The organism is Rhizobium sp. OAE497 (assembly GCF_040546565.1).
In the GTDB taxonomy this organism is placed as follows: Bacteria; Pseudomonadota; Alphaproteobacteria; order Rhizobiales; family Rhizobiaceae; genus Rhizobium.
Genome location: NZ_JBEPOA010000003.1, coordinates 1 through 14,370 on the forward strand (window position 1 = coordinate 1; position 14,370 = coordinate 14,370).

Genomic DNA, 14,370 nt, shown 5'->3' on the forward strand with positions numbered 1-14,370 from the left:
TAATCGCAAAAAATCGAGTGGCGTCAAGCGGCAGGATAAATCGGCGCAGACAGTCGGGCCGCGCACTGGCATCGCATTTCCAGCGTAAGGCTCGCGAGGTGTCAAGTGGGCCCAGGCCATGGTGGCGATCAGCCTTTCGTCCGGGCGGCAAAACGGGGATCGTTTCAACACCGCTGGCCGCCTGCGGGGTCGGTCATTGTCGGTGGAAGCGCAGGGGTTGGGGTGGCCGGCACGCGGGAGGAATAAGCCTCGCCCTGCACAGGTGGATGCACAGGACGAGGCAGCTGGTTTGGATTGCCCTTCAAACCATAGCCATGATGAACGCTTAAAAGCGGGCTGTCAGCCTGACCCTTAGGATTAATCATAGCGGCTTGGACGCTACGTAAGGTTGGTTGCCGGGCCCGGCAAGCAATGTGGTGCTTCTCAAACCGTCGTCTACCAGCGGCAGATACGCTTATCACTATAGACCCAGCGGTGATGATAACGATGCCGGACAGTGGTCACGCGGCAGCGACGACCAGGGCGGTAGTATTGGCGCGCATGGTGGCGGCGCCAGTCGCGCCGGTCTCGGTCGCCATCCCAGTAGCCTATGTGAAGATCGCCGCCGGTAAGCGTCAGACTGTCGGCCATTCCCGGTGTCGCGGTCGCGATTATCGATGCCAATCCGATCTACCAGCCATCAGTAGCGTTTTCATTTTTCAATACTCCGGTTGGAACGCAGACGGGAAACGAGCGAAAAGACGAGCTGTCGTTCGGCCTCCGAGCAGCAAAACAGGAAACGAGAGCCGACCGCAACTCGCCCCTTGACTCAGGACTGGGTGAAGGATCCGTTTCTCGCTGCTGCACCCTCCGCAGATCGCGCTAGCGCCGGGTGTTCGTTCTGGTCCATTCCTCGTATTCGCCCCGAGCATCATCGTGCAACGGATAGTATCGCTGCAGGGATCCGCCAGCCATCAGCTTCATACGGGAGAATTCTTCCCAGTCATGGTGGGTTTTTGATTCCTGGATCACCTTTGAGGCCATGGCAACGGGGAGCACGACCACCCCGTCATCATCCGCCACGATGATGTCTCCGGGGATCACCGTGACGCCACCACAGGCAATCGGTACGTTCACTGCGTTGGGATAGATGCTCGTCTGAACATGGTAGTTCGGCGTCCAGCCGCGAAGCCACAGCGACAGGTCCAGCTTTTCGACGTTGGGTCTGTCGCGCATGCATCCATCGATAACGATGCCGGCGCCGCCGCGGCCCTTAAAATAGGTCGACATCATATCGCCGAAGACACCCGAGCTCATATCGCCGCGCGCATCGACGACAACCACGTCGCCTTCCTGCACGTGATAGAGGACATGGCGGTGCAACTGCGTCTCCGGATCAGCGTATTCGCCCTCGCTGAAGAGATCAGGCCGCTGGGGCATGAACTGGAGTGTCAATGCCGGTCCGACGATCGATCTGCCTCGCCGCTGCGAAACGGGGCCGACCATGTGCGGATTGCGAAATCCCATGTGCCCAAGCGTTCCCGCTATCGTTGCCGCGCCGATTTCTTCGAGAGCCTCAATCAATTCCTTGGGCGGCCGCGTAATATCCGTTGTCATGGTCATGGGGGCTCCAGTGTTTGGTAATTACCAGTTGGTGACTGAACCGTCGCGGCGCCTCAGATGCGGCGCTTCCCAGAAGCGGAAGCTCTCGGCGGCAATGGCATCCTCATTTACCTCGATGCCGAGCCCGGGCCGTTCGCTGACTGGATAGTCTGCTCCGTCCAGTCTTGGCTGAACTGGAAAGAAGTCCGAATTGTCAAAGCCGAGCCTGGCTTCAGGCGCCCGGGTCTCTAGCCAAGCGAAATTGGCAACAGCGGCTGCAAAATGGATTGTCGCAGCGGTACAGACCGGGCCAAGTGGATTGTGCGGCATCAAATCGACGTAGTGCGCCTCGCTCCAGCCGGCGATTTTCATCGCTTCTGTGAGCCCCCCGACGTTGCAGACGTCAATCCGGTTGAACTGGTGAATGTCGCGCTCGATATACGGCAAGAACTGCCACTTGCTGGCAAATTCTTCACCAATGGCAAAGGGGATATCCGTCATTCTGCGCAAGGATTCATAGGCTGACGGTGTTTCATCGCGTATCGGCTCTTCAAGAAAATCAAGAACACCGCGGCCGAGCTTGTTGCAGAAGCTCGCCGCCTCCGCCACCGATAAGCGGTGGTGATAATCGATACCGAGGACGACGTCATCACCCAATACCTCGCGTGCCTCGTTCAGCATCGATGCCGTTGGGCCAATTGATTCTCTCGGCTCGAAAATATCCTTGCTGTCCTGCCCGGCCGGGAAGAAACGGATTGCCTGCCAGCCTTGTGCCCGCAATTCACGCGCGCGCTCGATGGCGGCAGCCCCCTCGGCCTCGTCACCGGTCGATGCAAAGGTTGGAATGCGCTCGCGCTGCCTGCCGCCGAGCAGTTCATAGACCGGCACGCCAAGGGCCTTGCCCTTGATATCGTGAAGAGCGATATCGATCGCCGACATCGCCGCCTGAAGAACCCGGCCACCTTCAAAATACTGGCTGCGATAGATCTCCTGCCAGATCCGGCCGATCTGCATCGCGTCGCGGCCGATCAGAAATTCGCGATAATGCTCGATCGCTCCCGCGACGGCTTGCTCGCGCCCACTCAAGCCGCTTTCGCCCCAGCCAAAGATCCCTTGATCGGTTTCGACCTTGACCAGCATCTGATTGCGAATGCCCACCCATACTGGATAGGGCTTGATTGCAGTGATCTTGAGTTTTGCCGTCATCGACGCCTCGTGTTGCGCATTCGCCTGCTGTCAATCAGCTCTCAGGGCCATTTCTGTTTCACCGTCGAAGAGATGGATCCGCTCCTGATCGAATTCGAGCCAGATCTGTTCGTCCGGCGCAACCGCGACAGCCGGCGGCACGCTGATATTGACGATCGCGCCGGAGAGGAACGCTTGCACGAAGGTGACGTCTCCCGTCGGCTCTACGGTATAGGCCTTGGCGGGCACGCTTCCCGGAACCGCACTTTTGTGCAGTTTGATGGTCGAGTGGCGCGCACCGAGAACGACTTTCCTCGACTTTGCCTTGTCGACCTTGCGAGCATTTGCTGGGGAGAGTTCCAGATGCCAGCCTTCCGCGCTGGTCAAAACAGCTCTTCCTTGGCCTGTCGATGCTTCGAGGGGCACCAGGCTCATCGCCGGGCTGCCGACAAATCCAGCAACGAACATGTTTACGGGATTGGCAAAGACCTGCGCTGGCGTATCGTATTGCTGGAGATAGCCACCATTCATCACCGCCATTCTGTCTGCCATCGTCACCGCCTCAAGCTGGTCATGCGTCACATAGATGATCGTCGCCTTCAGATCCTGATGAAACCGCTTGATCTCCGAGCGCATTTGAACGCGTAGCTTTGCATCCAGGTTGGAGAGCGGCTCATCCATCAGGAACACGGCAGGGTCGCGAACAAGAGCGCGGCCGAGTGCCACGCGCTGCTGTTGTCCGCCCGACAGCTCCCGCGGCTTGCGTTCGAGCAACTGCGTCATATCGAGGACGCGGGCCGCTTCCCTGACTTTCTTGTCGATCTCGTCCTTCGGCAGTTTTCGCATCTGCAGCGGAAACGCCAGGTTTTTGTAGACGGATTTTTGCGGATAAAGAGCGTAATTCTGGAACACCATTGCGATGTCCCGGTCTTTGGGGTCGAGGTCGTTGACCACACGATCGCCGATGACGATATCGCCAGATGTGACCGACGTCAGCCCCGCCACCAGGTTGAGCGTCGTCGTCTTGCCGCAGCCTGAAGGGCCAACGAGTGCGACGAATTCGCCATCGTTGACCGTCAGCGAAACGCTTTTAACAGCATTGAAGCTGCCATAATTTTTGATCAGATCCTTTAAGACCACATGGGCCACGAGCAACTCCCTAGTGCTTGACGGCGCCCTCTGTCAGCGCGCGGACGAAGTATCGTTGCAGAAGCAGAAACAGGACGACAACCGGTACGCTCATCATGAAGCTGGCCGCCATAAGGCCAGGAAAGTCGGTGGTGTTTTCCGAAAAGAAGCGCTGGATGCCGACAGGCAAGGTCAGCTGCTCGTTTTTCGAAAGGAAGGTATAGGCGTAAATGTACTCGTTCCAGGCGCCGATGAAGGAGTAGATCGCTGTTGCGATGATCCCAGGCGTCGACAGCGGCACAACGATCAGAACGAAGGCCTGAAAGCGTGTCGCCCCGTCAATGCGCGCGGCTTGTTCCAGTTGGATTGGAATGTTGTCGTAGAACCCTTTGAGGAGCCAGATGGCCAGAGGCAAGCCGAAGGTGAGGTAGGTCAGGACGAGGGACCCGTGGGTGTTGACCAGCCCGATTGCCCGCATGAGGATAAAAAGCGGTACGAGAAAAATCACCGCTGGAAACATGTTCCGAAGCAGGACGGCAAAAAACAGAAAGTTCCGTCCAGGAAATGAGAAGCGAGAGAAGGCGTAGGCGGCCGGGACAGCGACGATCACCGACATTATGGTCGTCGCCGTGGAGACGAATAGGCTGTTCCAGAAGAAACGCAGGAAATCCTGGCCGACGCTGTTTTGCGGATCGAGCAGCTTCTGGTAGCTGGCGAGCGTCGGCTGATCCGGCCACCATTGAGGCGGGAACTGCATTGCAGCGAAGCCCGATTTGATTGACGTGAGCAACATCCAAATCATCGGCAAGGCTGTGTAGAGCAGCATGAAGAGCAGGAAGATGCGCCCGCCCCATCGCCATGCATCGACGCGCGTGCGGTGGTGCGGCTTGGGCGCGGCTCGGGTCTGTGCAATCGTGCTCATTCGGCCGCTTCCTTTTTATCGTTGGAGCTGAGCGCGCGGACATAGAAGTAACCGAACGACATCAGAATCAGGAACAGCAGGACCGAATATGCAGATGCGACGCCCCACCGCTGGCGGCCGAAGGCGAGCTCGTAGATGTGGGTGATCCAGATGTGCGACGCGTTCGACGGGCCACCGCCTGTCATGATCCATGGGATGATGAACGAATTGAAGTTGGCGACCGCCAGAAGCAGGATCGTTACGATCGAAACGTTGCCGACATGCGGGAAGGTCACGTGCCAGAACCGCTGCCACGCGTTGGCTCCATCTACTTTTGCTGCGCGCAGCAATTGGTCGGGAACGGTCTGAAGAGCGGCCATCATCATGATCATGGCGAACGGGAACTCGCGCCAGATATTGACGATGATGAGGGAAGGCAGAACGGTATCGACATTGTCGATGAAGTTGGGTGGCCGGTCTGCGAGACCGAGGCCGACCAGAACCGCGCCGATCACGCCGAAGTCTGAATGATAAATCCATTTCCAGATGTAAGACGCGGCGACTGCGCTGATGACCCATGGGATAATCAGGATGGCGCGCATGATCGCTCTGCCTGCAAAGTCGCGATGCAGCGCCAGTGCACAGGCAAACCCGAGAAGGAAGGAGATGAAAGTCGACCCAACCGTCCAGATAAGCGTGTTCTTGGTCACCGTCCAGAACACCGGGCTTTTCAGGATGGCGGTATAATTGTCGATGCCGACAAAGATCTTGTCGCGCAGCTGCAGACCGGGCGGTGTGTTGAAGAAGGACAGTTCGATCGTATAGTATATGGGGTAGGCGATCACGATAAGCATCACCGCGATCGACGGCAGCACATACGCGTAGTCGAAGCGATGATCCCAAACCCTGCGCATCACTCCAGATCTACGGTTATGCCACCGGCCAGTGTTTTCGGCCTTTCCGGTCAAAATCGTCACTATGCAAAGCCCTCATCCGTGGGAAGAAGGCCGGCTTCAGATCGCTCTGCAGCCGGTCCGAGATCAAAGGACCTTGTCTAGAGGCCACCATCCATCAGTTCCTTGACCTTTTTAGCCGCGTCATCTGCGGCCTGGTCAACGGTCATCGCCCCGGTCAGCGCGTTTTGCAGCATGTCGGGCACGATGATGTTCATGATTTCCGGTGACTGCGGAAGTGCTGGGAAGGGAATGCCGTAGGGCAGCATGGACGTCGTCACGTCAAGAAACTTTATCTTTTCCAGCCGGTCTTTCATCCACTTCGTCTTGAAGCCGTTCAGGTTTCCGGGGTTTGATCCCACATAAGCGAGTTTCAGCGACCATTCCGGGCTGCTCCACATGCAGATGATCGCCTTGGCTGCGGGTTCATCGACCGTGCCGCCCTCGACATATTCGGGCTTGAGAATATGGATGTTCGAGCCACCGAAGACCACGGCACGCTTGCCGTCAGGTCCGGTCGGGATCAGGCCGTAACGCATGTTGTCGATAACGGTCTGTGCTTTCTCCTTGTCCGTCGCCGTTGCTTTTTTCTGCAGGTCGAGCATGACGTCGTAATCGGACGGGTGCGAAACCATCATTCCCAGCTGGCCAGCAAGGAATAGCGGCTGATTGTCAGCCTGCTGGTTGGTCAACGCCGAAACGGGAACCGACTTGTCGCGGACATACATGTCATAGGAGGCCTGCAAAGCCGCCTTGCTTTGAGGGCTGGCAAGTTCGACCTCCTTGTAGGTCGGATCGGCGGATGCTTCGTCGAAGACACCACCGCCATAAGCCCATAGTTGCGGCATAAAACGGTATGGCGTATTGCCAGCGTTCTTGCGGGCCACGAGGCCATAGCCCGACACGCCAAGCTTGTCATGGATCTGCTTGGAATATTTGACGACGTCATCCCAGGTGGCTGGCGCCTTGTCGGGATCGAGGCCAGCGCGCTTGAATATGTCGGCATTCCAGATGAATGCCATCGTCTCGTTATTGGTCGGAATGCCATAAGGCACGCCATCCCAACTGACGGCCTTCATTGCGCCGGGCCAGAAGTCCTCGGTCTTGTAGCCGACATCCTCTGGCTTCAAAGGCTGAAGGTAACCCTTGGCAGCGAACTCGACGCCTCCGAGGATTTGCAGGCGGACGGCCATCGGTGCGGCGTTGCCGAGAAGCGCGGTGCGGAACTTGTCGAGAAGATCGTTGTAGGTCAGTCCCTGTTCTTCGAGCTGAATGTTGGGGTAGGTCTTGCGGAACGTCGCGAAGAAGTCCTTGTAATATTGCCGAAGTGAATCGGGATCTCCCTCGAAGATACCCTGGTACCAGAAGGTCAGCCGCCCCTTATAGTCGAGGGGTGTTACCTTGCTGCAGTCCGCTGCGGTATCGAAGTCCTGTGTGCCGGCGATCGACCTTACATAGTCGGGTGACCACTTGCTCAGGTCGACCGATGCGCCCATGGCAGAGGCAGACATCATCGACATCAGCAAAGCGGTTGAGACGGTGCCGCGCAGGACGGCACCTCCGAGTGAAATCCTCGTCATGGGTATCCTCCAGGTTCTCCCGAGCCGCTCGGTCCATGGCGAGCGCTCCTGTCCGCTGGGCCGCCTCCTCAAGCAGTGTATCCCATCAGACGGATTGCACGTTTTCAGATCAGCTAATGTCTGTCAATCGGCAAAATCGTACATTGTTTGAAGCTGATTTGCATGATAGGCGAGTAAGTCGAGTATTGGATGGGGATTATTTTGAACGAGACGAGCGATTTCAGAGCCGGACCACCTGAAGGCATCGATGCCGATGGAGCATCGAGCGAGGGGGCCTCGCTCTACAAAATCATCAGGGACGACATCATCGAGGGCCGGCTGGCGGCAAACGAGCGGCTGGTTGTGACCGATCTCGCCCGGCGCCATGGTACGTCCACCAACCCGGTGCGCGAGGCCTTGCAGCTTTTGCGAGGAGAGGGTTTCGTCACATTCGTGCCGAACCGGGGTGCGCGCGTCCGGCCAATCGATCAGGACTTTGTTCGCGATATTTACGAGATTGGTGTCCTCATTGAACCGGCATTGACACGCTGGTTCGTCACGATGGCAACCGTTGACGACATTGCCGAACTTGAGCGCATTCAGGATCTGATTGAGCAAAACGATTTTGCCGACCCGTTCAAACACAGTGAGTTGGACACGGCTTTTCACACGGTGATGTACCAGAAGCACTATAACCGTCATGCTGCCGAACTCTGGTGGAAGCACCGTGAAGTGCTGCGCGCAGTCGGGCGGCGGTTCAATTTCACGCTTGCCCGCCGGGCCGCCATCCTGAGTGAACACCGTGAGCTCATCGCGCATGTGAAGTCGGGAAACGCCGAGGCGGCAGCTGAACTCATCGCCCGGCACGTCGAGGGCTCTGGCCGTCATCTCCTCGAACACATGCGGGCGCGTAGCGCTCTTCGTGCGGGATAGACAAAGCCCGGGTGTAGACTCTCCTTCATGCCTCCAAGTCAAAGGTACCCCAGATGAAGATTACCAGTGTACGGCCGTGGCTCATCAAGTCGGATGCGTCTTACTGGGGCGAGTTCCTGTTCGTCGAGGTGACGACCGACGACGGGGTGAGCGGCTGGGGAGAGATCACAACGACGACGAAACTCGCCAATCGTGCGCTCTGTACGATCCTGCGCCAGATCGGCCAAGCACTGAAAGGCGAGGATCCGGGGCGCATCGAATACTTGTGGCACAAGATATTCCGCAGCTTCACCTACATGGGCAGCCGAGGTGCGGCAGTCGAATGCGTCAGCGCGATCGACATAGCTCTATGGGATATCCGCGGGAAAGTCATCGGCAAGCCGATCTACGAGCTTCTCGGGGGCCCGGTACGAGACGAGATCGCGCTCTACACCCATCCCAATCAGGCGAAGTTTACCAGCAGAGAGGCCGTCATCCGCGAAATCCGCGACATCGTCGATTCTGGTCACACCGGACTGAAGTTCGATCCTTTCCCCCAACAAGGACGCATCGCCGATGGTAACGCGCGAGAACAGCGAGACGGCTATCTTGACGGCACCATGACCCGAAAGGATGAGCGCGAAGCCGCAGAGCTCACCGCGCTGATCCGTGAGACGGCGGGTCCTGATGTCGACATCTTGATCGACGCCCACGGCCGTTTCGATGTCCCCACTGCCATTCGCCTTTGCCGAAGCCTTGAGGAAGCGGGGCAAATAGACTGGTTTGAGGAGCCTTGCCCACCCGAAAGCCTCAACGCTCTCAAGCAGGTCCGGGAGAAGGTAAGCGCCCCGATTTCGTGGGGCGAGCGCGGCCACACCAAGTGGGACTTCGTTCCGGTTCTCGAAAACAAGCTTGCCGACTACATCATGCCGGACGTCACCTGGACGGGGGGCATTACCGAACTGAAGAAAATCTCAGCTCTTTGCGAAGCTTATTATATCCCGGTCTCCCCGCATGACGCCGCCGGCCCGATCAACGTTGTCGCTGGCGCCCAGGTGATGATGACCGTTCCGAACTTCTACAAACTCGAGACATCGGAGTGGAACCTGGGCAAATACGATCATCTCATCGACCGCCCACTCGATGTCTCAAATGGCAACCTGAAGCTCAGCCCCAAGCCCGGGCTCGGTATCGAGATGAACCGCGACTACCTTCAAGACCACGAGATTGCACTGGACTGACCAACGTTTTCGGCTGTGCCGGCCGCGCGGCGGCCAGCCCTGTCGACAGGAGCGAGGATCAACTTATGAAAGAGGCAGACGGAGCCGAAGACGCGCTCGATCGGGTGAACCAGAATTCCAAGCCCTCGGACCTTCGCATTACCGACATACGGGTTGCCGAAATCGTCGGTGCACCCTTCACCTCTGCGCTTCTCAAGATCTATACGAACCAGGGAATCGTCGGGCTCGGCGAGGTTCGGGACGGGGCGAGCGCCACCTACGCGCTTATGCTGAAGAGCCGCTTGCTTGGCGAAAACCCCTGCGACATCGATCGCCTGTTCCGGCGCATCAAACAGTTCGGCGGACATGGACGGCAAGGCGGCGGTGTATCGGCGGTCGAAATTGCCCTTTGGGATCTTGCCGGCAAGGCCTATGGCGTTCCGGTCTACCAGATGCTCGGCGGTCGCTTCCGGGAGAAGGTACGCGTTTATTGCGACACGGACGCCACCGTGCCGAGCGGCACGGAAACCGGCAAGCGCCTAAAAGAGCGCATGGATCTCGGCTTCACCTTCCTCAAGATGGACCTTGGGCTGATGCAGATCGCCGATGTCCCTGGAGCGGTGGTGTTTCCTGCAGGCTCGCTGGAAGGATATCGCGACAGCCCGACGCGCGGACCGTTGAAGACGGCGGACGAACGCCGTCTTCGCAATGCAGCCTATGACCTGCACAACGTCCAGCATCCATTTACGGGTCTGCACTTTACCGACAAGGGCCTGGACTTGCTTGAGCAATACATCGCCGAGGTTCGCGAAGTCACTGGAATGAATGTACCGCTCGCGATCGACCACATCGGCCATATTTCGATGCAGAACGGCATTCGCCTCGCGCGACGCATCGAGAAATATGTGCCGGCATGGCTCGAGGACGTGATCCCCTGGCAATACGCACAGCAATATCGGCAATTGCAGGATGCTACCACCGTACCGATCTGTACCGGCGAAGACATCTATCTCAAGGAGGGTTTTCAGCCGCTCCTCGACAGTGGCGGTGTTTCGGTCATCCATCCGGATCTTCTGACCAGCGGAGGCATCCTTGAGACCAAGAAGATCGGTGACATGGCCCAGGATCGCGGTGTGGCAATGGCGATCCACATGGCGGAGAGCCCGATCGCGGCGATGGCGGCTGCTCATGTTGCGACAGCGACCGAAAACTTCATGGCCCTTGAATATCATTCGGCCGATGTCGACTGGTGGGACGACATTGTGACGGGCCTACCAAGACCATTGGTGAAGGATGGTTTTATCACTGTGCCCGACAAGCCGGGGCTTGGGATCGACGATGTCGTCGACGAGGTCATCCTGCAGCATTTGCAGCCGGGTGTCGCCGGCATTTGGCAGCCCACTGACCATTGGGATGACGAGTATTCCTGGGATCGTACCTGGAGTTGAAGCGAGAAAACGAAGATGAAGATCACCGACCTGCGCTGCGCTGTTATCGGCAAACACCCCATCGTCCGGATTGTGACCGACGAGGGCCTCTATGGCCTCGGCGAGGTGGAGTTTACCAAGACTTACCTCAAGCCATGGGTATTGCATTTTCGCGACGCTCTGATCGGTGAGGACCCCACCGACGTCGAGAGGGTGATGCTGAAGATCCGCCAGCGCGGCTCGTTCAAGCCATATGGCGCGGCCGTGAGCGCCATTGAGCATGCATTGTGGGATATCGCCGGCAAAGCGGCTGGCGTGCCGGCCTACAAGCTGCTTGGGGGCAAGGTGCGAGACAAGGTGCGCGTCTATAATGGCTCGGTGCGCCGGAAGCGTTCGGGTGATCGGCCGGAGGATTACGCCGCCGACGTCAGATGGATGATGGAGCAGCCGCAGAATTTCTTTATGGTCAAGCAGGGGATCTCGTTCCACTCCAATATGAAGGATACGGTCGAGGAATTTCATTATGGTGTGACGCAGACCAAGGCGGGTTACCACGGCGCGATGGATCAGGGCGTCATCAGCGAGCGCGGCTTCAACCATATGCTCGACTGCGTCATCGCAATGAAGGAAGTGCTTGGGGACAAAGTCAGCCTGGCGCTTGATTGTGGCCCAGGCTGGATGTTGCCGGATGCGATAAAGTTTGCTCGCGCGGTCGAGAAATACAATCTGATGTGGCTGGAGGACATGCTGACAGGCGACTATGTGCCCTGGGTCAATCCTCAGGCCTACAGGGAGCTGACCACCTCTACCTCGACACCGATTCACACCGGCGAGCAGATCTATCTCCGTCACAACTTCAAGGAGCTGATCGAAACGCAAGCCGTTCGTGTCATCGGGCCTGACCCGGCTGATGTCGGAGGTATCGCGGAACTGAAATGGATCACCGAACACGCCTATATGCACTCGATCCTGATGGCCCCACACGGAACGGCAAACGGGCTCCTTGGTCTCGGCGCGTTGATTAATGTGTGCGCGACGCTGCCGGCAAATTATGTTGCCTTCGAATATCCGACCGCCTCGGATCCTTGGTGGGAAGATCTGATCATTGGCTTGCCGGAAGAGATCGTGAAGGACAGCATGGTGGATCTTCTTGAGACGCCAGGCCTCGGTCTCGACATCGACGCGGAGAGCGCGAAGAAATACCTCAAGGAGGAAGATGCAGGATTTTTCGACCTGAACTGAAGCGTCATCAGCGCGAGCAACGACCAGGCGAAAAATAGCCTTCAACGAACGTGTCACCCAAATTTCTCGGCCCCGCTGGCAGGTGTCTGAAGCAGCCAAGTCTCCTGCCGGAAGATGGGTGGGCAGGTGAGCGACTGGTTCATTGCAATGTCTGGCCGCCTTGATCCAAATCATAGAAGGAGGAAAAGATGCTCAAACGGACGCTCGGCCGGCAGGGTCTGGAAGTCTCGGCTATTGGTTTTGGCTGCATGGGTTTGAACCATCACCGCGGTCCCGCGATGCGCTCAAGCGATGCGATCACTTTGATGCGAACGGCATTCGATCGCGGAGTGACCTTCTTCGATACCGCCGAAATCTATGGTCCTTTCACGAACGAGGAGCTCGTAGGGGAGGCTCTCGCACCGATCCGCGACCACGTCGTGATTGCCACAAAATTTGGCTTCAGGGACGGGCGATCAAGCAATGGCCTTGACAGCCGGCCGGAGAGTATCCGTCGGATGGTCGATGCCGCGCTTGTCCGGCTTAGAACCGATCACATCGACCTTCTCTACCAGCACCGTATCGATCCTGACGTTGCGATGGCGGATGTTGCAGGGACGGTCAAGGATTTGATCGACGCCGGTAAAGTCTTGCACTTTGGGCTATCGGAGGCCGACGATGAAGCTATCCGGATAGCTGATGCGGTCCAGCCGGTTGCCGCCGTGCAGAGTGAGTACTCCCTGTGGTGGCGCCACCCCGAGGCGAGCGTTCTTTCGACCGTCGAAGAATTGGGGATCGGGTTCGTAGCCTATAGCCCTCTGGGACGCGGCTTCCTGTCGGGGACGATGGGGGAAAGCACGAACTTCGCGGCCGACAACGATCAGCGCAAGACAAATCCCTATCTCTCAGCTGAAAATCGCGCGGCGAACCAACCGATCATTGATGCGATCAAGGCAATCGCGGAGGAAAAGCGGGCGACCGCTGCACAGGTTGCGATCGGTTGGTTGCTGGCACGGAAGCCATGGATTGTTCCCATTCCCGGAACGACGAAGCTGCAAAGGCTCGACGAAAATCTCGATGCGCTTTCCCTTGAGTTCAGTGAAAGTGATCTGGAGAAAATCGATCGCCTACTTTCGACCATCACGGTTCACGGTGAGCGCTATGCCAGCGCTCCTGCGCCAACGGCCGAACGATAGAGCGCCGGTTCCCGTCGCAGCCTTACAGAGCCATTTCAGGCTGCCATGTCCTGTCGGCAAACGAGACATCTTACGGCGATGAGCCGCCGCCGCTGATCGTCCTATCCAAGTGGGGAAGCGTTACCGTCCGGAGATAATTCTGCAGATGTTTTGAGCCCCGTGCCTGTCACGTTTGCCCAAGCGTCTCTATAACCTCTAAGCCAGGCCGCATAGAGGTCAGGTCGACCTTGATAAGGGTTTGCAGACAGTAAGGCCCCATTTCGCGCGCTCAAACAACCGGCCTGCTCGGCGTCCTTGGTTTCCCTCATCAAGCTCATAAGGATCTCCACAAAAGCAAGATTGATAGAAAAATCTGGTTGATGTCTAACGTCGGTACTTCTCCCGCTGCCAATGTCAAGTGGCAGAGGCCGCGGGATTGGCGTCCAACCGCTGCAGGCCTGATCGTTCGCCAGAGCTTATAAAGTGGGTCTTCAACCATGCGTTGTCCATGATCGATGGCGCCACCGTTGCCATTCTTCGCGGCTTTCAACCCGTCGGCTTCCCGGCATCAAGCGGGGGCAACAGCCAGTTGCCTATCTCGCCGGATCGGAGAAGCTATACGCTGCCTCCAGCTTCCAGGGACCACCTTGGTAGTGCCATAGCTGATACCCAATCATGTTCAATGTCTTCGGCTCAAACTCTTTGCGTAGTTCGTCGAACAACAGGTTGGCCTTTTTCGTGTCGACCCCGTTTTGCACGGTAATGTGCGGCCGCCATGGCCGAAGGTCCTGCGGGCAAAGCCACGACTGAAAGCTGCGTCGCAAGGCAGCGCGAATATTGTTGAGCTCGTCGGAGGCGACCGCGAAGGCGACGCCACGGCCAAGGTGGTATATGCCGGTCGTTGTCACTGTCGCAGGCACGACGTCTGCTGCCAGGGCGGCGAGTGTTGAACGGATGTCTGCGAGGCGGATGTTATCGATTTGATGAAACATCGTCAGATGCGCGCGCAAGAAGTTGCGGGGACTGGGAAAGTGCCTTTTACGCAAGGCTTCAAACGCTGCGAGATCTTCATCGGGGAATGCTGCGGTCAGGATCATAGCATCGAGAT

General features: G+C 57.8%; 12 protein-coding genes. 5 read left to right on the plus strand and 7 right to left on the minus strand.

The window, feature by feature from the left end:
• Positions 1-861: 861 nt before the first annotated feature.
• The 6 genes from ABIE40_RS26445 to ABIE40_RS26470 form a co-directional block, all read right to left on the minus strand.
• Positions 862-1,602 (minus strand): ribonuclease activity regulator RraA, encoded by a 741-nt coding sequence (locus tag ABIE40_RS26445; protein ID WP_130279549.1) that lies wholly within the window; start codon positions 1,600-1,602, stop codon positions 862-864.
• Positions 1,603-1,623: 21 nt separating this feature from the next.
• On the minus strand, positions 1,624-2,787 hold the full coding sequence (locus ABIE40_RS26450) for a mandelate racemase/muconate lactonizing enzyme family protein (RefSeq protein ID WP_112715925.1): 1,164 nt from the start codon (positions 2,785-2,787) through the stop codon (positions 1,624-1,626).
• 30 nt (positions 2,788-2,817) lie between these two features.
• Positions 2,818-3,915: an ABC transporter ATP-binding protein gene (locus ABIE40_RS26455; protein WP_112715927.1), complete on the minus strand. Its 1,098-nt coding sequence runs from the start codon at positions 3,913-3,915 to the stop codon at positions 2,818-2,820.
• Between the two features lie 10 nt (positions 3,916-3,925).
• Positions 3,926-4,816: a carbohydrate ABC transporter permease gene (locus tag ABIE40_RS26460; protein ID WP_112715929.1), complete on the minus strand. Its 891-nt coding sequence runs from the start codon at positions 4,814-4,816 to the stop codon at positions 3,926-3,928.
• Complete coding sequence (locus ABIE40_RS26465) at positions 4,813-5,772, minus strand: carbohydrate ABC transporter permease (RefSeq protein ID WP_199629699.1); 960 nt, start codon at positions 5,770-5,772, stop codon at positions 4,813-4,815. Before ABIE40_RS26465 ends, ABIE40_RS26460 begins: the two co-directional genes overlap by 4 nt.
• A gap of 77 nt (positions 5,773-5,849) precedes the next feature.
• Complete coding sequence (locus tag ABIE40_RS26470; RefSeq protein ID WP_130279548.1) at positions 5,850-7,328, minus strand: ABC transporter substrate-binding protein; 1,479 nt, start codon at positions 7,326-7,328, stop codon at positions 5,850-5,852.
• Between the two features lie 201 nt (positions 7,329-7,529).
• Between ABIE40_RS26470 and ABIE40_RS26475 the strand changes: the two genes are divergently transcribed.
• The 5 genes from ABIE40_RS26475 to ABIE40_RS26495 all read left to right on the plus strand — a co-directional run bounded on the left by ABIE40_RS26475 (position 7,530) and on the right by ABIE40_RS26495 (position 13,283).
• Positions 7,530-8,240 (plus strand): GntR family transcriptional regulator, encoded by a 711-nt coding sequence (locus ABIE40_RS26475; RefSeq protein WP_112716169.1) that lies wholly within the window; start codon positions 7,530-7,532, stop codon positions 8,238-8,240.
• A 53-nt stretch (positions 8,241-8,293) separates the two neighbouring features.
• Complete coding sequence (locus tag ABIE40_RS26480; protein ID WP_112715935.1) at positions 8,294-9,460, plus strand: mandelate racemase/muconate lactonizing enzyme family protein; 1,167 nt, start codon at positions 8,294-8,296, stop codon at positions 9,458-9,460.
• 65 nt (positions 9,461-9,525) lie between these two features.
• A complete protein-coding gene (locus ABIE40_RS26485; protein ID WP_199629698.1) occupies positions 9,526-10,887 on the plus strand; it encodes a mandelate racemase/muconate lactonizing enzyme family protein in 1,362 nt (453 codons plus the stop codon).
• Between the two features lie 15 nt (positions 10,888-10,902).
• On the plus strand, positions 10,903-12,108 hold the full coding sequence (locus ABIE40_RS26490; RefSeq protein ID WP_112715939.1) for a mandelate racemase/muconate lactonizing enzyme family protein: 1,206 nt from the start codon (positions 10,903-10,905) through the stop codon (positions 12,106-12,108).
• Positions 12,109-12,296: 188 nt separating this feature from the next.
• On the plus strand, positions 12,297-13,283 hold the full coding sequence (locus ABIE40_RS26495) for an aldo/keto reductase (protein ID WP_130279546.1): 987 nt from the start codon (positions 12,297-12,299) through the stop codon (positions 13,281-13,283).
• Between the two features lie 572 nt (positions 13,284-13,855).
• Here ABIE40_RS26495 and ABIE40_RS26500 read toward each other — a convergent pair.
• Positions 13,856-14,359, minus strand: coding sequence for a 2'-5' RNA ligase family protein (locus tag ABIE40_RS26500; RefSeq protein ID WP_148195184.1), 504 nt, complete (start codon positions 14,357-14,359; stop codon positions 13,856-13,858).
• Positions 14,360-14,370: the final 11 nt, after the last annotated feature.